Source organism: Rhizobium sp. X9, from assembly GCF_018873185.1.
In the GTDB taxonomy this organism is placed as follows: domain Bacteria; phylum Pseudomonadota; class Alphaproteobacteria; order Rhizobiales; family Rhizobiaceae; genus Agrobacterium; species Agrobacterium oryzihabitans.
The window spans coordinates 2,629,010-2,648,025 of sequence record NZ_CP071311.1; the positions used below are offsets into that span (position 1 = coordinate 2,629,010).

Annotated in this window: 19 protein-coding genes; 8 read left to right on the forward strand and 11 right to left on the reverse strand. The window is 59.0% G+C overall.

Annotated features, from left to right (window positions below; translation table 11 throughout):
* Positions 1 to 83: 83 nt before the first annotated feature.
* Positions 84 to 2,144, reverse strand: a complete 2,061-nt coding sequence (locus tag JZY08_RS12725) for a M3 family metallopeptidase (RefSeq protein ID WP_216330346.1) — start codon at positions 2,142 to 2,144, stop codon at positions 84 to 86.
* A 176-nt stretch (positions 2,145 to 2,320) separates the two neighbouring features.
* Here JZY08_RS12725 and JZY08_RS12730 point away from each other — a divergent pair, with 176 nt between their 5' ends.
* The 3 genes from JZY08_RS12730 (at position 2,321) to JZY08_RS12740 (ending at position 4,539) form a co-directional block, all read left to right on the forward strand.
* On the forward strand, positions 2,321 to 2,746 hold the full coding sequence (locus JZY08_RS12730; RefSeq protein ID WP_003492429.1) for a hypothetical protein: 426 nt from the start codon (positions 2,321 to 2,323) through the stop codon (positions 2,744 to 2,746).
* A 132-nt stretch (positions 2,747 to 2,878) separates the two neighbouring features.
* Positions 2,879 to 3,337, forward strand: a complete 459-nt coding sequence (locus JZY08_RS12735; protein WP_003492430.1) for a MarR family winged helix-turn-helix transcriptional regulator — start codon at positions 2,879 to 2,881, stop codon at positions 3,335 to 3,337.
* Positions 3,338 to 3,342: 5 nt separating this feature from the next.
* Positions 3,343 to 4,539, forward strand: coding sequence for a multidrug effflux MFS transporter (locus tag JZY08_RS12740; protein ID WP_216330347.1), 1,197 nt, complete (start codon positions 3,343 to 3,345; stop codon positions 4,537 to 4,539).
* Positions 4,540 to 4,596: 57 nt separating this feature from the next.
* Here the strand turns inward: JZY08_RS12740 and JZY08_RS12745 are convergent, their stop codons facing one another.
* Positions 4,597 to 5,820, reverse strand: coding sequence for an argininosuccinate synthase (locus tag JZY08_RS12745; protein WP_035222091.1), 1,224 nt, complete (start codon positions 5,818 to 5,820; stop codon positions 4,597 to 4,599).
* Between the two features lie 320 nt (positions 5,821 to 6,140).
* Between JZY08_RS12745 and JZY08_RS12750 the strand changes: the two genes are divergently transcribed.
* Positions 6,141 to 6,995, forward strand: a complete 855-nt coding sequence (locus JZY08_RS12750; RefSeq protein ID WP_216330348.1) for an SDR family NAD(P)-dependent oxidoreductase — start codon at positions 6,141 to 6,143, stop codon at positions 6,993 to 6,995.
* Positions 6,996 to 7,145: 150 nt separating this feature from the next.
* Positions 7,146 to 7,793, forward strand: coding sequence for a LysE family translocator (locus JZY08_RS12755; protein WP_082184531.1), 648 nt, complete (start codon positions 7,146 to 7,148; stop codon positions 7,791 to 7,793).
* 41 nt (positions 7,794 to 7,834) lie between these two features.
* On the opposite strand, the gene JZY08_RS12760 is transcribed toward JZY08_RS12755, so the two are convergent.
* The 7 genes from JZY08_RS12760 to JZY08_RS12790 form a co-directional block, all read right to left on the reverse strand.
* Positions 7,835 to 8,629, reverse strand: a complete 795-nt coding sequence (locus JZY08_RS12760; RefSeq protein ID WP_216330349.1) for an ABC transporter ATP-binding protein — start codon at positions 8,627 to 8,629, stop codon at positions 7,835 to 7,837.
* Positions 8,626 to 9,507: an ABC transporter permease gene (locus tag JZY08_RS12765; protein WP_035221688.1), complete on the reverse strand. Its 882-nt coding sequence runs from the start codon at positions 9,505 to 9,507 to the stop codon at positions 8,626 to 8,628. Before JZY08_RS12765 ends, JZY08_RS12760 begins: the two co-directional genes overlap by 4 nt.
* 99 nt (positions 9,508 to 9,606) lie before the next feature.
* Entirely contained in the window at positions 9,607 to 10,560 is a 954-nt protein-coding gene (locus tag JZY08_RS12770; RefSeq protein WP_035221690.1) for an ABC transporter substrate-binding protein, read from the reverse strand.
* 108 nt (positions 10,561 to 10,668) lie between these two features.
* The gene (rlmN, locus tag JZY08_RS12775; RefSeq protein ID WP_078052458.1) at positions 10,669 to 11,841 is read right to left on the reverse strand and encodes a 23S rRNA (adenine(2503)-C(2))-methyltransferase RlmN; all 1,173 of its coding nucleotides are present in this window, start codon (positions 11,839 to 11,841) and stop codon (positions 10,669 to 10,671) included.
* Between the two features lie 266 nt (positions 11,842 to 12,107).
* On the reverse strand, positions 12,108 to 12,611 hold the full coding sequence (locus JZY08_RS12780) for an invasion associated locus B family protein (RefSeq protein ID WP_035221692.1): 504 nt from the start codon (positions 12,609 to 12,611) through the stop codon (positions 12,108 to 12,110).
* A gap of 296 nt (positions 12,612 to 12,907) precedes the next feature.
* Entirely contained in the window at positions 12,908 to 13,288 is a 381-nt protein-coding gene (locus tag JZY08_RS12785) for a YkvA family protein (protein WP_035221694.1), read from the reverse strand.
* Positions 13,289 to 13,339: 51 nt separating this feature from the next.
* On the reverse strand, positions 13,340 to 13,645 hold the full coding sequence (locus JZY08_RS12790; RefSeq protein WP_035221696.1) for a 4a-hydroxytetrahydrobiopterin dehydratase: 306 nt from the start codon (positions 13,643 to 13,645) through the stop codon (positions 13,340 to 13,342).
* Positions 13,646 to 13,728: 83 nt separating this feature from the next.
* On the opposite strand from JZY08_RS12790, the gene JZY08_RS12795 reads away from it, so the two are divergent.
* Complete coding sequence (locus JZY08_RS12795) at positions 13,729 to 14,208, forward strand: low molecular weight protein-tyrosine-phosphatase (RefSeq protein WP_216330350.1); 480 nt, start codon at positions 13,729 to 13,731, stop codon at positions 14,206 to 14,208.
* On the opposite strand, the gene thpR is transcribed toward JZY08_RS12795, so the two are convergent.
* Complete coding sequence (gene thpR, locus JZY08_RS12800) at positions 14,142 to 14,735, reverse strand: RNA 2',3'-cyclic phosphodiesterase (protein ID WP_003492455.1); 594 nt, start codon at positions 14,733 to 14,735, stop codon at positions 14,142 to 14,144. The two genes, JZY08_RS12795 and thpR, sit on opposite strands and share 67 nt — an antisense overlap.
* Positions 14,736 to 14,803: 68 nt before the next feature.
* Positions 14,804 to 15,454 (reverse strand): arylesterase, encoded by a 651-nt coding sequence (locus JZY08_RS12805; RefSeq protein WP_082183108.1) that lies wholly within the window; start codon positions 15,452 to 15,454, stop codon positions 14,804 to 14,806.
* A gap of 90 nt (positions 15,455 to 15,544) precedes the next feature.
* On the opposite strand from JZY08_RS12805, the gene JZY08_RS12810 reads away from it, so the two are divergent.
* Both JZY08_RS12810 and JZY08_RS12815 read left to right on the forward strand, forming a co-directional pair.
* Complete coding sequence (locus JZY08_RS12810) at positions 15,545 to 16,255, forward strand: ABC transporter ATP-binding protein (protein WP_080836142.1); 711 nt, start codon at positions 15,545 to 15,547, stop codon at positions 16,253 to 16,255.
* On the forward strand, positions 16,252 to 18,813 hold the full coding sequence (locus JZY08_RS12815) for an ABC transporter permease (RefSeq protein WP_216330351.1): 2,562 nt from the start codon (positions 16,252 to 16,254) through the stop codon (positions 18,811 to 18,813). Before JZY08_RS12810 ends, JZY08_RS12815 begins: the two co-directional genes overlap by 4 nt.
* Positions 18,814 to 19,016: the final 203 nt, after the last annotated feature.

Here is a 19,016-nt window from a genome sequence, read left to right on the forward strand (position 1 = left end):
CAAATGCGAAAGGGGGGGCCTTGTCATAAGGCCCCTGCGCTCAGGTTCTAGCTCAGAAATATGACAGTCTTTATACCGGGCTGTTATACGAGGCCGCGCTTCAAAAGCATGGCGTCCGGGCTCGGCATCTTGCCCCGAAAAGCAAGATAGGCCTCCTCCGGATCGATGGAGCCGCCAACCGAGTAGATATTATCCTTCAGCTTGCGCGCCATCTCGCCGTCGAAGGGATTGCCGGTCTCCTCGAAGGCTGAAAAGGCGTCAGCATCCAGCACTTCCGACCACATGTAGGAATAATAACCGGCAGAATAGCCATCGCCGGAAAACACGTGCTGGAAATGCGGCGTCGCGTGCCGCATGACGATGGACTTCGGCATGTTGAGGGCGGACAGCACCTCGCCTTGCACGACCATGGGGTCGCTCACGCTTTCCCGGGTGTGGAACGCCATGTCGACGATTGCCGAAGAAGTAAACTCGACCGTGCTGAAACCGGCATTGAAGGTCTGGGCGGCCAGAACCTTGTCCAGTAAGGCCTTCGGCATCGGCGCACCGGTTTCGTAATGCAGCGCGTATTTTTCCAGAATTTCCGGAACCGTCAGCCAATGCTCGTAAAGCTGCGAAGGCAATTCGACGAAATCGCGCGAGACACCCGTTCCTGAGACGGAAGGATAGGTGACATTGGACAGCATGCCGTGCAGGGCGTGACCGAATTCGTGAAACAGCGTGCGCGCATCGTCCAGCGACAGCAGCGCCGGTTTTCCCTCGGCCGGTTTCGCGAAATTGCAGACATTGTAGATGATCGGTATTTCGCCGACCGTGCCGTTCTTCAAAGGCAGCTTGTGCTGCGACTGGAACGAACTCATCCATGCGCCGGAACGCTTGGAGGGGCGGGCGAAATAATCGCCAAGGAACATGGCTTTCAGATCGCCGTTGTTGTCTCGGATTTCGAAAACCCGCACATCCGGGTGATAGGCAGCGACATCCTTGACCTCGACAGCCCGAATTCCGAAGAGCCGGTTGGCCACATCGAAGCAGGCGTCGATGATCTTTTCCAGCTGCAGATAGGGCTTCAACTCAGCCTCTGAGAAGCTGAATTTCTGCGCCCGCAGTTTTTCGGCATAGTGACGCCAGTCCCAGGGCATGACCTCGTGGTTCTTGCCCTCCTGCGTGATGATGGCGGCAAGCTCCGCCTCTTCTTCACCCGCGCGCAGCACGGCCTTTTCCCAGACCTGCCCCAGAAGGCCGTTCACCGCATCCGGCGTTTTCGCCATCGTGTCATCAAGCTTGTAGGCCGCGAAATTCTCATAGCCGAGAAGCTTCGCTTTTTCCTCGCGCAGTTCCAGCGTGCGGTGGACGATATCGCGATTGTCGGTTTCGCCACCGTTTTCACCACGCGCCACCCATGCCTTGAAGGCCTGTTCGCGCAAATCACGGCGCTCGGAAAAGGTGAGGAATGGCTCGATGATGGAGCGGGAAAGGGTGACGGCGAACTTTCCGTCTTCACCATGCTCGCGTGCGGCACCCGCCATCGCGTCTCGCAGAAAACCGGGAATGCCGGCAAGCTCGTCTTCCGCAGAAAGCAGAAGCTTCCAGTTCTTTTCATCCGCCAGCACATTCTGCCCGAACTTGGCACCGAGGCCGGCAAGTTCTTCGTTGATCGCGGCGAGCCGCTCCTGGCGGTCCTTCTGCAACTTGGCACCGGAGCGCACGAAGCCCTTCCAATGCCGTTCGAGAACGCGTTTTTCCTCATTTGTCAGGGCAAGCGACTCGCGCTTTTCCCACAGCGCATCGATGCGTTTGAACAGCGCCTCGTTCATGCCGATCTTGGAATAGTGCCGTGACATTTTCGGCGCGATTTCCCGCTCCAGCGCCTGGATGTTGCCATTGGTGTGAGCGCCCGCCTTGTTCCAGAACAGGGCCGAGATGCGCGAAAGCTCATCACCTGCGATTTCGAGCGCCGTCACGGTGTTTTCAAAGGTCGGTGCCTGTGGATTGCCGGCAATCGCATCGATTTCCTGCTCGTGAGACAGAAGTGCTGCGTCGAAGGCCGGGCCGAAATCCTCATCCTTGACCGCTTCGAATTTTGGCAGACCGTTGTAACCGTTCCAGGTAACGAGTGCGGGATAGGGCGCGGTCTTGGATGGCATTTCATCTTCCTTGTACAATTCCGGTTTAAGCCCATATGGGCACGCCTCCACCACCAATTCAATATGCCGGATTTTGGTGTGGAATACCCAGATGCCGTCGCCGCCAAGTATTGACCGGCCGGGCAACGGCATGGTCTGATTCATCGCAATAATATCCCATGATGGAGATATGTATTATGGAGATTTATTCTTTAAGGGCCTCTAATAATTTCCTTTTCAGAGACAATTCCAGAAACGCCAGACCTGTAGACAGCACCGATTTCGGCAAGGCAGCCCAGTCCGACACAGCTACCGGCTTCGAAGAGACGATCAATCGCATCGACTTCACCCGTGTCAGCCCCCGGGAATTGCGGGAAATCGCTCGGGAGTATTACGACGCGGGGAAAATAAGCCATGAGACCTGGCTTGAGCTTTCGTCAGAACTGCCCGCTCAGACACTGAACGCCAATGGCGACGTGATCGATATAACCGACGTGACGGACGACACGGATTTCGACTTTCAGACCTATTTTTCCCACAAGGTGGAGATTGCCCGGTCCATCGGCACTGCGGATGACATAGAGAAAATGCAGGATGTGCTGTTTTTTTTAACTTCGACGTGATGATTATCGCAATGGTGCGGCACATGCTGCACCCTAATTGACAAATACTTTACTCGATTTTCGACAATATGATTTGCGTACCATTGCTTATCGCCCGGAATTTAGTAAGGCTGACTTACGAAAAGGCAAAGCATGGGCACGAAACGCGAAAAAGACTCACTGGCATTTTTGTTGAACAGCGGCGCGCGGCTGCTGAACAGTGCTTTTGAGCGCCGTATTTCTGAAGCCGGACTGGGCCTGACCCCCGGCGAGGCGAGAGCCTTGCTGACGGTTGCCGTTGTCGATGGCAGCAAGCAGTCGGACATCGCCGCCCGCCTCGGGATCGAACCCATGACGATCTGCGCCTATCTCGACAAGCTGCAATCTCTCGATCTCATCGAGCGCCAGCAGGACCCGCAGGACAGACGTTCCAAGCGCATCGTGCTGACGAAGGCTTCTACCGAAATGCTGGAAGCCGTGCGGCAGGAAATCGACCAGCTCGTTCTTCATGCCACACAGGGGCTGAACGAAGAGGAAGTTGCGCTCTTCCGCAGCTTCCTGCAGACGTTGCGCAACAATCTGCAGCCAGAACAGCCTGGCCAGAACTGCTGATCGCAATGTCGTCAAAAACGATCATGTCCACAAAGCGCACGGCAATGCTTGGAGCTTTGCTGACGGCGCTTGCGCCCATTTCCATGGCGATCTACACGCCGGCCATGCCGGAGCTGACACGGGTTTTCGCAACAACAGAGTCCTCCGTAAAACTCAGCCTCTCCCTCTATTTCGCCGGTTTCGCCATCGCGCAGTTGCTTGCCGGGCCGGCATCCGACGCCTTCGGACGGCGCAAGGCGAGCCTCGTCTTCCTGTCGATCTTTCTCGGCGGCGGCTTGCTCGCCATCCTTGCCCCGACGATTGAAGTGCTGCTCTTCGCCCGGCTTGTCCAGGGCATCGGCGCCTCCGTCGGCATGACGGTGGCGCGCGCCGTGGTACGCGACCAGTTCACCGGCGCGGAAGCCTCCAGCATCATGAACCTCATCGGCATCATGCTGGCCGTCGGTCCCGCCATGGGCCCGACGATCGGCGGTCTCTCGCTTGCGGCTTTCGGCTGGCAATCGGTATTTTTCCTGATGGCCGGCCTTGGAGCTATCGCCATCCTGTCCGTGGTGTTTTTCCTGCGCGAAACGACGAGGCCGGATAAAAACCTGATCCGCCCTCGCCACCTCCTGTCAGCCTATGGCGCATTGCTGGCGCAACCGCGTTTTCTTCTGGCCGCGCTCGTGCTCGGCGGCTCCATAGGCGCGCTTTATGCGCAGGCGACCATGCTGACTTTCATCCTTATCAACGAAGTCGGCATGTCCCCCACAGCCTTCGGCGTTGGCATGCTGATGCAGACCGGCGCTTATTTCTTCGGCTCCATCGCCCTGCGTTATATCGCACCGCGGCTGGGCGACCGGCGCTCGGTCGTACTTGGCCTCTGTTTTTCCGGCACGGGTGGGCTTCTCATCATGCTGTCCGTATTTCTCGTGCCGCCATCCTTCCTCTCCATCATGGCGCCCGTGGCGGTAGCGACAGTCGGCATCGCCTTGCTGACGCCCTCGATGGTAACGGCCGCGCTTGCGCCCTTCCCGCACATTGCCGGTTCGGCATCGGCCATGATGGGTTTCATCCAGATGGGATCGGGTTTTGCGGGCGGGGCCACGGCCTCCCTGATCGGCTCGCCCTTGACCGGCTTCGGTATCATCATCCCGGTGATGGAGTTTACAGCAGTCGCAAGCTACATCGGCTTCAGGATCGTCTCCAAAAGACAGACGTGAAAAAACCCGCAAGGCGTTCCCGCCTGCGGGTTTTTCTTATCTGTACCTCAGTGAAAATTACTTGCTGAGGTTACGCTTGGCCAGGGTGCGCAGGCGCAGCGCATTGAGCTTGATGAAGCCCGCCGCATCCTTCTGGTCGTAAGCGCCGTGGTCGTCTTCGAAGGTTACCAGCGCGTCGGAATAGAGCGACTTGGCGCTCTCGCGGCCGGTTACCATGACGTTGCCCTTGTAGAGCTTCAGCGTCACTTCGCCTTCCACATGTTCCTGGCTCTTGTCGATCAGGGCCTGAAGCATTTCGCGCTCGGGCGAGAACCAGAAACCGTAATAGATCAGTTCGGCGTAACGCGGCATCAGCTCGTCCTTGAGGTGGGCAGCACCCCGGTCAAGCGTGATGGACTCGATGGCGCGATGCGCGGCCAGCAAAATGGTGCCGCCGGGCGTCTCGTAAACGCCGCGCGACTTCATGCCGACGAAACGGTTCTCAACGAGATCGAGACGGCCAATGCCGTTTTCACGACCGTAATTGTTGAGCGTTGCAAGAAGCGTGGCCGGCGACATTTCAACGCCGTTGATGGAGCAGGCATCGCCCTTGCGGAAACCGACCTTGATGACGGTTGCCTTGTCCGGGGCCGCTTCCGGCGAGATGGTGCGCATATGCACATATTCCGGAGCTTCCAGTGCCGGGTCTTCCAGAACCTTGCCCTCGGAGGAGGAATGCAGAAGGTTGGCGTCAACCGAGAAAGGCGCTTCGCCCTTCTTGTCCTTGGCAACAGGGATCTGGTGCTGTTCGGCGAAGTTCAGGAGGTCGGTACGGCTCTTGAACGTCCAGTCACGCCAGGGGGCGATGATCTTGATATCCGGGTTCAGCGCATAAGCCGAAAGTTCGAAACGGACCTGGTCATTACCCTTGCCCGTGGCGCCATGCGCAATGGCGTCGGCGCCGGTCTTCTTGGCGATCTCGATCAGGTGCTTGGAAATCAGCGGACGGGCAATGGAGGTGCCAAGCAGATAGACGCCTTCATAAACGGCGTTGGCGCGGAACATCGGGAAAACGAAATCACGTACGAACTCTTCGCGGACGTCCTCGATGAAGATTTCCTTGATGCCCAGCATCTCGGCCTTCTTGCGCGCCGGCTCAAGCTCTTCGCCCTGGCCGAGATCGGCGGTGAAGGTCACGACCTCAGCGCCGAGTTCCGTCTGAAGCCACTTCAGGATGATCGAGGTGTCGAGGCCGCCGGAATAGGCGAGAACGACTTTCTTAACGTCTTTCGGGAGTGCCATAATGATGTCCATCTGCATGAAGACGGCATCGAGACACCGCCATTTCCTTGGGATTTCGGCACTTTTACAGTGCAACCCCAAAACTGTGAAGCGATTTTCCGAAAAGATGCGCGACAAAACATCGAATGGCGCGAATGGCCAAATGCAAGCGACCGGCTCTTCATGACTGGAACGAAGGGATTGTCACATGCATTATGGAATTTCGCGCTTTAACATGGGAGCGTCTCGATCGACTTGAAGACCGTGAATGAAGCCACTCAGGGTTCAGGCAACGTTGCAAACGGCTGGAAACAGCACAAAACGACGCGAAGGAGAAACCTATGACGACCATCCACCCCGCATTCAAGGAAGATAATGTCGCCGTCATCACCGGTGCGGCATCCGGCATCGGACTTGCCGCCGCGCGCAAATTCGCCGGTTTCGGCATGAGCGTTGTGCTCGCCGATCTCGACGGCGACAGGCTCGCCGCAGCGCATGCGGATATTCTGACATTCGCAAAGGACGGCGAGGCGCAGATCGTCGCAATTCCAACCGACGTTTCGAAACTCGATGAGCTGGAAGCGCTGGAACGTGCTGTCATCCAGCGTTTCGGGCGGGTTCACGTGCTGATGAACAATGCTGGCATTCAGCCGGGAAGCGCCATTTTCGGCCCGCAGGCCAATTGGGAAAAAGTCATCAACGTCAACCTGATGGGCGTGGTGAACGGCAGCCGCGTCTTCGGACAGGGCATGATCGCCCATGGCGAGGCCTCGCTCATCATCAATACCGGCTCGAAGCAGGGCATCACCACCCCGCCCGGCGATCCCGCCTATAATGTCTCGAAGGCGGGCGTCAAAGCCTTCACGGAAGCGCTTCAGCATGAGCTGCGCAATATTCCGAACGGCGCAGTTTCCGCCCATCTCCTGATCCCTGGCTTCGTCTTTACGGGCCTTACCGCCCATGGCAGGACGGAAAAGCCGGCAGGGGCGTGGACCGGCGAACAGACCGTCGACTTCATGGTCGAAAGCATCGGCAAGGGCGATTTCTACATTCTCTGCCCGGATGGCGAGGTGGATCGCTCCACAGATGAGAAACGCATTCTCTGGGCGGCTCAGGACATCGTCGAGAACCGTCCACCGCTGTCACGCTGGCACACGGAATATTCCGCCGCCTTCACCAGCTTCCTGAAAAACTGAATGTCTGGAGCCACCGCGATTTGAAAATTGCGGTGGCTTTCGCCATGACCGGTTCGGCTTTGCCCGCCATTTCATCGGCATGCAAAAACATTGGCAGAAACGCGAAATCGCGTTAAGCAACGGCAATCTCCAGATTTCATGGGTGCCGCGATGGATTTCGTTCCAAGCCTGCCAACACTTGCCGCCTTCACCATTGCCATTCTGCTCCTGGCGGTAACGCCGGGACCCGACATGACGCTGTGGATCAGCCGGTCCCTGCGCGAAGGCCGCACGGCTGGTTTCATGACGCTTCTCGGAACCAATATTGGCATTACCGTGCACACGATGCTCGTCGCTTTCGGCGTTGCCGCCCTCATCGTCGCCTCACCGACCGCCTTCATGGTCCTCAAGACCGGCGGAGCCGCCTATCTCGTCTGGCTCGCCATTCAGGCGATCCGCAAGGGTTCGGATTTCGTGATGGTCAAGACCACCGGCGAGAAAACGCAGGCCTCCCTGAAATCCGCCCTGCTGAACGGCATCTGGGTCAATCTCCTGAACCCGAAGATCATCATCTTCTTCATGACCTTCCTGCCGCAATTCGTCAGCGCCTCCGATCCGCACGTCACCGGCAAGCTGATTTTCCTTGGGCTCTGGTCCATAATAGTGGCGTTGCCGATCGGCATCGGCATCGTTATCGCCGCCGATGTCCTGTCCGCCTGGCTGCAGCGCAACAGGAAGGTGCTGCGCGGGCTGGACTATACGATCGCCGGCGTCTTTTCGATTTTCGCCTTCAAGATTTTCTTCACCCAGGCGCGCTGACGGCAAACAAAAAAGGCGCCCGAAGGCGCCTTTTGAAACGATCAGCCGATCAACAACTCGTCGTCATCTAGCGTCTGCCCACGTATCTTGCGGAACATGTCGATCAGATCCTCGACCTCTAGCCCCTTGCGGCTGTCACCGGATACGTCGAGCACGATTTCACCGGCATGCAGCATGATGGTGCGGTCGCCATAATCCAGCGCCTGGCGCATGGAATGGGTGACCATCAGCGTTGTCAGCTTGCGCTCGGAGACCACCTTGCGGGTCAGTTCCATCACGAACTCCGCCATACCAGGGTCAAGCGCTGCCGTATGTTCATCCAGCAGCAGCACATCCGAGCCGGAAAGCGTCGCCATGACAAGCGAGACCGCCTGTCTTTGTCCCCCGGACAACAGGTCCATACGGTCCTTCAGGCGATTTTCCAGGCCGAGATTGAGCGAAGCGATCCGCTCCTTGAAGAAATCCCGTCTGCCGCGCCCAAGCGCCGGCAACAAACCGCGACGCTCTCCGCGTGATGCCGCAAGCGCCAGATTTTCCTCGATGGTGAGCGCGCCGCAGCTGCCCGCCAGCGGGTCCTGAAACACGCGCGCCACCCTTCCCGCGCGGCTCGCGGTCGGCTTGCGGGTGACATCGGCGCCGCCGATCGTCACCTTTCCGGCCGTCGGCAGGACGTCGCCGGCCAGAACGCCGAGCAGCGTGGATTTGCCGGCACCGTTCGAGCCGATAACGGTCACGAAGGAACCGGTCTCAATGGTAAGATCGATCTTGGCCAGCGCCTGCTTTTGCAGCGGCGTGCCGCGCCCGAAGACAACCTGAATATCGGAAAGGGAAATCACGATGTTGCTCCCCCGCGGCGCAGTCGGGGCAGGATCAATGCGATGGCCACCAATACCGCCGTTACGAAATTGAGATCGGATGCCTTGAGGCCCAGCACATCGCTCGACAAAGCAAGCTGGATGGCAAGGCGATAGGCGATGGAGCCGAAAACACACCCGATCAGCGCAATCAGAATGCCCCGTGCGCCGAACAGCGTTTCACCGATGATGACGGCCGCAAGCCCGACGACGATGGTGCCGACACCCGAGGTCACATCCGCAAAACCGTTGGTCTGCGCAAACAGCGCCCCGCCGAGCGCCACCAGCGCATTGGAAAGCGCCATGCCGAGATAGATCTGGTTGCCGGTCTTCACACCCTGCGCCCGCGCCATGCGCGCATTGGCGCCCGTTGCCCGCATGGCAAGGCCGGCATCGCTTTCAAGGAAACGCCAGACGAGAATGACCGCAATCACCACCAGCGCGCCGACAAAGAGCGGCCGCACGAGATATTCGGAAAGGCCAAGACCATAAAATGGCGAGATCATCGTATCCTGATTGAGCAGCGCCACATTCGGTTTCCCCATCACACGGAGATTGACCGAAAATAGCGCGATCATCGTCAGGATCGACGCAAGCAGGTTGAGTATCTTGAAGCGGACGTTCAGCGTGGCCGTAACGATGCCGGCGGCTGCACCCGCAACCATCGCAATCGCCGTCGCGACCCAGGCATTGAGACCGTAAATGATCAGTACGGCCGCCACGGCAGCGCCGAGCGGAAACGAACCGTCAACGGTCAGATCAGGAAAATCAAGCACGCGGAAAGCGAGATAGACGCCGATCGCCACGAAAGCGAAGACCAGTCCCAGCTCCACGGCACCCCAGAAGGCGATTTGGCTCACGGTAATGTCCTTGTTATTGCCGCCACGTCGGCGGATGCGGGCATTGTTTTCGTGCCGCGCAAAGCGGGCGGCGGGTTGCCGCCGCCCGAAGTTCGGTTGTTAGTCGATGACCTTGGTGGCGCGCTTGGTCACGCTTTCCGGGAAGGTGACGCCGGCTTTTTCAGCGGCCTTCTTGTTGATCACCAGATCCGTGCCGACAGCAACGGTTGCCGGAATATCGCCCGGCTTTTCACCCTTGAGGATACGGACAACCACGGCGCCGGTCTGCTTGCCAACGTCGAAATAGTTGAAGCCGAGGGCAGCAACCGCACCGCGCGCAACGGAATCCGTATCGGCGGCATAAAGCGGGATCTTGGCTTCCGCTGCAACGCCGGCTGCCGCCTCAAAAGCGGAAACGATGGTGTTGTCGGTCGGAACGTAGATCACGTCCGCCTTGCCGACCAGCGCGCGTGTCGCGCCCTGAACTTCAGCGGACTTGGTGGCGACGGATTCGACGATCTTCAGGCCGGCCTTTTCGGCTTCAGCCTTCAGCAGTGCGAGAGTGGACGCGGAGTTGGCCTCGGCCGAGTTGTATATGAAGCCGATGGACTTCGCGTTCGGCGAAATTTCCTTGATGAGCGCCAGATGCTCGCCAACCGGCAGCATGTCGGAAAGGCCGGTCACGTTGCGGCCGGGCTTTTCCATGCTCTTGACGAGCTGTGCACCGACCGGATCGGAAACGGCCGTGAAGACGACAGGAATATCGCGCGTCGCCGCAACGACGGCCTGTGCCGACGGCGTGGAGATCGGCACGATGACATCAGGCGCATCGCCCACGAACTGGCGCGCGATCTGCGCTGCGGTGCCGGGATTGCCCTGCGCGGACTCGTAGAGGAACTTGAGGTTCTCGCCTTCCTTGTAACCGGCTTCCGCAAGGGCTGCCTTGACGCCATCACGTGCTGCGTCAAGCGCCGGATGTTCGACGATGGCAGTGACGGCGACGGTGACGTTTTCAGCCTTGGCCGGCAGAACGAGGGCGCTCGCTGCTGCGAGCGCCAGAATAAATGCGCGCATGGGTATCCTCCAGTTGGTTTCTTATTGCCGTCTTATTAGAAACAAGACAGCCCGAAATCAATCGTAGAACCGCCGCAAGCCAAGCTTTCTGGCGCAGTTGTGACTTATTCAGTCATCAGCGCCGTGGTTGGCGATCATCATCGCCTCGAAAGCCAGCCGCTCCGTCTTGCGCATGCGCTCCGATTCCGACTTCAGCTGACCGCAAGCGGCAAGAATGTCGCGGCCGCGCGGCGTGCGGATCGGCGAGGCATAACCCGCCTGATTGATGAAATCGGCGAACTTCTCGATCTGCGCCCAGTCAGAGCACTGGTAATTCGTGCCCGGCCATGGATTGAACGGGATGAGGTTGATCTTGGCCGGAACGCCCTTCAGAAGCTGAACCAGCATCTTTGCGTCTTCCAGGCTGTCATTCACATCCTTCAGCATCACATATTCGAAGGTAATGCGGCGGGCATTGGAAAGGCCGGGATATTTGCGGCAGGCTTCGATCAGCTCCTTCAGCGGATATTTCTTGTTGATCGGCACCAGCATGTCGCGCAGCTCATCACGCACCGCATGCAGCGAAATCGCCAGCATCACGCCGATCTCATCCCCGGTGCGGAAGATTTCCGGCACAACGCCGGAGGTGGAGAGCGTGACGCGACGCTTGGAGAGCGACAGGCCGTCGCCATCGGTGGCAATCAGAAGCGCGGTCTTCACATGCTCGAAATTATAGAGCGGTTCGCCCATCCCCATCATCACGATGTTGGAGACCTTGCGGCCTTCGCTCGGCACATAGGCGCCAACCGGTGTCGAACCATCGGGAAAATCGCCGAGCCGATCGCGGGCCAGCAGAAGCTGGGAGAGGATTTCCTCAGCCGTCAGATTGCGCACCAGGCGCTGGGTGCCGGTGTGACAGAAGGAACAGGTCAGCGAACAGCCCACCTGACTCGAAATGCACAGCGTGCCGCGACCCTCTTCGGGAATATAGACAGTCTCAATCTCGACGGGACGTCCCGCACCGCGCGGCGGAAAACGCATCAGCCATTTGCGGGTACCGTCATTGGAGATCTGCTCTTCGACGATTTCCGGGCGGGCGATAGTGAAGGCCGCCTTCAGCTTCTCGCGAAGCTCCTTGGCGACATTGGTCATATTGTCGAAATCCGAGACGCCGCGCACATAAAGCCAGTTCCACAACTGGCTGACGCGCATCTTCACCTGCTTCTGCGGCACGCCGATTTCGGCCAGCGCCTCACCCATGTCCTCACGCGTCAGGCCGATCAGCGACGGCTTGCCGGACATGAGATCGCTATTGGCGATCAGCGGGGTTTTGACTGCCAGGCCGGCAGGGGCTTGCATTACGGACATCACGCTATCCCATCATTCCATGCATCGCACGACCGGCCTGTCGGATAGGCGGAAAATCGTCTGCATGTCGAGAAAATCAAAGGCGGAGCACTTTTCGCGCATCCGCCTGTCAATGTTGCCGCGCGTTTAGCATCAAACTGGTAAAAACGCAAATGGCCGATCCATGACCGGCCATCCACCAAGCTGACAGAGTGTCAGTATTACTTGCAGCTCTCGATCTGCTTGAGAGCGGCCGAAATGCCCGAGAGCGAATAGGAATAGGACGTCGCGGTGCCGCGGCCGGAGACGGCCTTGACGGTCATCGACTTGCCGCCCTTCATCGCAGCCACGAGAGCCGGTTCTTCGGCAGCATTTTCAACCCAGGCAGCCTTGTCCTTGGTGAACATGACGAAGTTCTTGTTGTCGATCGTCACATTGACCTTTGAACCCTGCTTCAGCGGGTAACCCACCATGGCCTGCGGCTCATAGGAGATGTTCTGGCCCGGACGCTGCGACACGATGAAGAAGATATCACCGTGATCGACGCTCGCCGGTTCCTTGGCGGTCGGAATGGAAAGAACGTAGCAGACGGTGCTGTTGCCCGATTTGTACGAATAGGCACCCCATGCATTGAACTGCTGGATGCGCGTGGGCGACTGTGCAGATGCTACGCCGACGCTGGTCAGCAAAATGGCCACTGCGGTTGCTACACTTCTTACAAACATAGAATTTCCTGCCGGGTTATTGTCTTCCATTGGCCCGAAGCAGCGGCGGGCTCCATTTTATGGATCGGCCACGTTCAGGTGCGGATCGTCTTTTCTCATTGTGGTCAGGAAGCGGTTACCAAACCGTCAACAACACGCATAAAATGCCGAAACGTCTTGCAGTGTTACAGATCGGCGACTCCCAGCACCCTGAGGAGAAGGGCGAGGCACGTCCTTCCGTCATGTGTATGACACACAAATTCAGGCAAGAATTTGTCACCTGCTGGGCTCGACCGGGCAGGCACATCACAGACACGTTACCCGGCTTCCTGCTGTCTTTTCAGCATGGCGTCCGCGGCGTCGTAATGTTCCATCTTGATATGGGCGCGGATCATGGCAAGGGCGGCGGTGATAACCGCGATGTCGTCGGTAAAACCGATGACCGCCAGCACATCCGGCACGGCATCCATCGGCATGATGAAATAGGCGAGAGCAGCAAGAATGATGCCCTTGGCGCGCAGCGGCGTGTCGCGGTCGATCGCGCAATAATAGGCAGCCGCCGCGTCGCGCGCAAACGGCACCTTCGTCATCACGCGCTTCAGCTTCGGCCAGAATTTGGCACGCACGACGCTCTCGCGCTCTTCCTGCCTGTCGTTTTCGCCGGGCAGAAGAATTTCACCGATTTTCACATCATCCATGATCGACGGTCCTCCGGTCACGGCTATTATATGGGACTTATGGCCCAGCGTTCAATTCCCCCGGCCGGCGGCAGCCTTCTGCATGGCACCGGCCAGAAGAAAATCCTGCTCGGTCACGCCCTGCGAATCATGCGTGGTGAGGCAGACCTTCACCCGCGAGTAGACATTGGACCATTCCGGGTGGTGGTTGAGCTTTTCCGCCACAAGAGCGGACTCCGCCATGAAACCGAAAGCCTCCGCAAAACTCGAAAACTTGAAAGATCTGACGATCGCCGCGCCATCTTCCCGTAACGACCAGCCTTCAAGTTTTAAGAGCTCCTGCCGGATGGCGTCCTGCTCAAGTCTGGGATATTTCATGTTTTCACCTCCGCGTGACAGGGCGCCTGCCGTACCGGCACAACCATGGCACGCTTGAATTGCCGGAGCGACCCATAATCCTCATGAAACGCACATCCGTTCTGTTTGTTTGCATGGGCAACATCTGCCGTTCACCCCTCGCCGAAGGCGTTTTTGCCCATCTTGCCGAACTGAAAGGTGTCGCAGACCAACTCACCGTCGATTCCGCCGGAACGGGTGGCTGGCACGCGGGCAACGCCCCGGACCGCAGATCGGTTGCGGTGGCCCGCAAGCATGGCATCGATATTTCCCGGCAACGGGCAAGGCAGGTCAGTCAGGTCGATTTCGAAACCTTCGATCTGATCCTTGCCATGGATACGAGCAACCTGGCGAAGCTGCTCCAAAAAGCGCCGGAAAACCGCAAGCACAAAATCCACCTTTTTCTGGACTATGCGTCGGGACGCCGCGATAGCGTCCCCGATCCATATTTCGGCGGTGAAGACGGCTTTCTAACCGTCTACAACATGCTTTTGGCGGGATGCAGCTCGTTGCTCGAAAAGATGGAGCTGGATCGCGCCTCGTGAAGCGGGAAGGCCTCTTCAACGATATAGGGCCCGCCGCCCACCGATTCCTTCGACGACATCAGCACGAAACGGCCGACCGTGAAGGGCGAGGTGCGGAAGTTGCCGCGTCCGGAAAGATAATGCACCACATCGTCCAGACGCGAGGAGCGCAGCCGCGCCAGCGTCACATGTGGCATGAATTTGCGCGGATCGGGTGGGAGACCGATCCTCTGACAAATTCTCTCGACCTCGGCCTGCAGCGCATGCATTTCCGGTGAGGGGGAAACCCCTGCCCAGATGGAATGCGGTTTCTTGGAACCGAAGGAACCCATGCCGGTGAGATTGAGCTGGAATTCCGGCCTTTCGATCCGATCCAGCCGGTCAACGACCTCATCGGCGGTCCGCCCGTCGATATCACCGATAAAACGCAGGGTTATGTGATAATTCTCCACATCGATCCACCGGGCTCCCGGCAGACCACCGCGCAACAATGAGAGGCTCATAGCCGCATTGCGCGGAATTTCGAGGGCGGTAAACAGTCTCGGCATGGCGAGCTCCCCGAATCTCTTGGCAGAACAAGCATAGCGAATCACGCAATGCAGGCGGGCGCAAGTGCTTATTTTTTTTGCGCACCGATTGTCTTGATGAAGCTTTCAACAGCCGGCAAAGATTTCTCGACCATCATGGCAACTCCTTGCGTATTGGGGTGCATCTTGTCATCCAGCTTCAGCTTGTCATCTGTCACCACGCCATCCAGAAAGAAGGGATAAAGCGGCAGGTTGTATTTTTCCGCAAGCTGAGGATAGAGCGGATTGAAGCGCTTGGCATAATCTTCGCCCATATTCGGCGGCGCCATAATGCCGACCAGCAAGACGGCTATATTGCGCTTCTGAAAACCGGAAATGATGGCGTCGAGGTTCTTTTCGGTCTGTTCCGGCGCAATACCACGCAGCGCATCATTGGCTCCGAGTTCCAGAATGACCCCGTCCGTACCATCAGGAACGGACCATTCCGCCCGCGCCAGACCGCCGGACGAGGTATCTCCGGACACACCGGCATTGGTGACGGTGACATTGATGCCCTTGGCTTTTAATGCAGCTTCAAGCTGTGCGGTGTAGCTGTCGTTAGGAGGCAGCTGATACCCGGCCATCAGGCTGTCGCCGAGGCCGACCAATTGCAATGTCCGCTCCTGAGCCATGGCCACAGAGGCAGAAAAGGCGGCGGCGAAAATGACGATGAAGTGAAACAGGGCAGCTTTAAATCTCATCACGGCTTTCCTAACTTGGTTCACATTGTCTGAAATACCGACCGCATCGACACCGCCAGACTGTTTTCATCATATATAGGAACGAGAATTGTGACGAAAAGCATCATAGAGCTGAAGAAAGCCGACCTCACGCTCGGCAACGCCGCCGCCTCCGTTCACGTTCTCAAGAACATCGATCTCGCCATCGGCGAAGGCGAGGCGGTTGGCATTGTCGGCCCGTCCGGCTCGGGAAAATCGACGCTTCTGATGGTGCTTGCCGGGCTTGAGAGGCTTGATAGCGGTGAGATCGTCATCGCGAACACGGAGCTGCACAAGCTCGGCGAAGATGCGCTCGCGGATTTCCGCGGCAAGAATATCGGCATCGTTTTCCAGTCCTTCCATCTCATCGCAAACATGACAGCGCTGGAAAACGTCGCCGTTCCGCTGGAACTGGCCAATGTTCCGAACCCCTTCGAGATCGCCAAACGGGAACTCGTGGCCGTCGGTCTGGGCGAACGCCTCAACCACTATCCCGGTCAACTCTCCGGCGGCGAGCAGCAGCGTGTCGCCATCGCCCGCGCGCTGGCCCCCTCCCCCGCCGTGTTGATCGCCGATGAACCGACGGGCAATCTCGATACAGATACCGGCAAGCAGATCGCCGATCTTCTTTTTACAAAACAGGCCGAACGCGGCATGACCATGGTCCTCGTCACCCATGACCCATCGCTTGCCGCCCGCTGCTCACGGCAGATCAAGGTGCGCTCAGGCGAAATAGAGGGTGACAGCGCCAAGGCCCAGATGGCGCGGGCGGTCTCGGCATGATCGGCTCCTTTCTCCCGTCTTTCGCCAATATCCGGAACGCCGCGAGGCTCGCGCGGCGGGAAATTCGCGGCGGCCTGCGCGGCTTTTACATTTTCCTCGCCTGCATCGCGCTCGGAACCGGCGCCATTGCAGCCGTCAATTCCGTGTCACGCGCCGTCACCAGCGCCATCGCCACGGAAGGCCAGTCCATATTGGCAGGCGATGTGCGTTTCGAACTGCGCAACAGGGAGGCGACCGCAGAGGAAAGGGCCTATCTCGACGGCCTCGGCAAGATCGCCGTTTCCACCGGGCTGCGCTCCATGGCGCGCCTCGCCGACGGTTCCGAACAGACCCTGACGGAAGTGAAGGCCATCGATGGCGCCTATCCGCTCTACGGTACCTTCGTGGCGGATCCCAATCGGCCGCTGAGCGAGCTTCTGGCCGCGACCGGCGACACCTATGGCGCAATCGCTGCGCCGCTTTTGCTCGAACGGCTCGGCATCAAGGTCGGCGATGAAATCCTGCTTGGCAATGCGAAGCTTAAACTGACCGGCACCGTGGTCGACGAACCGGACGCGTTGTCCGATGGCTTCGGTTTTGCACCGAGGCTGATGGTCAGCCGCGATGCCCTTTTTGCCTCGGGTCTCGTTCAGAACGGCAGCCTGGTCGAACATGCCTATAAAATCCGGCTGGACGACCCGGCAGCACGGACAACGATGACCGACGCGGCCAACAAGGCGTTCCCCGATGCCGGCTGGTCCATCCGCACCAGCGACCGCGCAGCCCCCTCGCTCACCGAAAACGTCAACCGCTTCTCGCAATTCCTGACGCTGGTGGGGCTTACCGCCCTCATCGTCGGCGGTGTCGGCGTCGCCAACGCCGTTCGCGCCTTTCTCGATTCCAAGCGCACCACGATTGCCTCGCTGAAATGCCTGGGCGCACCGGCCTCCGTGGTCACCATGACCTATCTCTTCCAGATCGCCTTCATTGCCGTTGTCGGCATCGTCATCGGCCTTGCGGTGGGCGCCATCGCGCCACTGGTCGCCATGCGCTTTCTGGAAGGCGTGCTTCCGGTGCCGGAAGAACTCGCCTTCTACCCCGGCGCACTCGGTCTCGCCGCGCTGTTCGGCCTCTTGACGACGCTTGCCTTCGCCATCGTGCCTCTCGGTCAGGCACGCGAGGTCCCGGCGACGGCGCTCTTCCGCGAACAGGGTTTCGAAGAGGGCAGCTGGCCGTCCTGGCCCTATCTGGCCACCACCGGCCTGCTGCTGGCAGCGCTCGCAGCACTTGCCATATTTTCGGCGGAAGACCGTTTCATCGCCTCGGTCTTCCTCGCCGCCATCGCCTTCGCTTTCGTGGTCCTGCGGCTCGTGGCATCTGGCGTGAAGGCCATCGCCAAACGCAGCCCACGCGTTCATTCCGCCGCCCTTCGCCTGGCGATTGGCAATATTCACCGGCCGGGTGCGCTCACACCCTCGGTCGTGCTCTCCCTCGGCCTTGGCCTGACCCTGCTCGTGACCCTGACGCTGATCGACGGCAATCTGCGCCGCGAACTGACGGACAGCCTGCCGGACCGCGCGCCGAATTTCTTCTTCGTGGATATTCAGGGCAGCGAGCTGCAGGGCTTCCGCGATCTCCTGAAGCGGGAAGCGCCGGAAGGCACGCTGACCGAGGTGCCGATGCTGCGCGGGCGGATCCTCGCGCTCAACGGCGAAGATGTGACAAAAATGGATGTGCCGCCGGCCGGTCGATGGGTGCTGCGCGGCGATCGGGGCATTACCTATTCGCAGGATATTCCCGAAAACGCGACACTGACGGAAGGAACGTGGTGGGGACAGGACTATAGCGGCGAACCGCTGGTCTCTTTTGCGGCGGAAGAGGCGCGGGAACTGGGCCTCAAGATCGGCGACAGCGTCACCGTCAACGTGCTCGGCCGCAGCATCACGGCGAAGATCGCCAATCTGCGCAATGTCGAATGGGAATCCCTGTCGATCAATTTCGTCATGGTGTTTTCGCCAAACACGTTCCGCGGCGCACCGCATGCCTGGCTTGCGACACTCGCTGACCCTTCCGCATCCGCAAGTGATGAAGGCCAGATATTGCGCGCCGTCACCAACGCCTACCCGACGATCACCAGCGTGCGCGTGAAGGACGCCCTCGATGTCGTCAACCGGTTGGTCGGCCAGCTTGCCACTGCCATTCGTGCCGCGGCGGCCGTTGCCCTGATAGCATCGGTTCTCGTTCTCGCCGGCGCTCTTGCCGCCGGAAACCGCGCCCGCACCCATGACGCGGTCATCCTGAAAACGCTGGGCGGCACGCGCAATCTGCTCATCCGCGCCTTCTCCTACGAGTACATGATGCTCGGTCTCGCCACCGCCGTTTTCGCACTTTTCGCCGGTGGCGTCTCGGCATGGTTCGTGATTGCCCGCATCATGAAACTGCCCTCCACCTTCCTGCCGGATGTGGCGATAGGCACGCTCGTCGTCGCCCTCGTCATGACGGTGGGTATCGGCCTCATCGGTACCTGGCGAATTCTCGGACAGAAAGCCGCTCCGGTTTTGCGGCAGGCGGGTGAATAATCATCGGTTGTGCGCCGCTTAACTTTAACGATTAATTCTTTGTAATGATCGCCGAAACGTGAGCGCTTTTCGCGCATATGGTGTCTTTTCGACCGGAAAAGGCCTTGTATCGGACACGTTCTGCCATCATATTCTTGGGCAGGCTTGCTGAAGCTCCGCAGCGGCGCCCGGGAGGTATCCCGACACCGTAGCAATTACGGAGC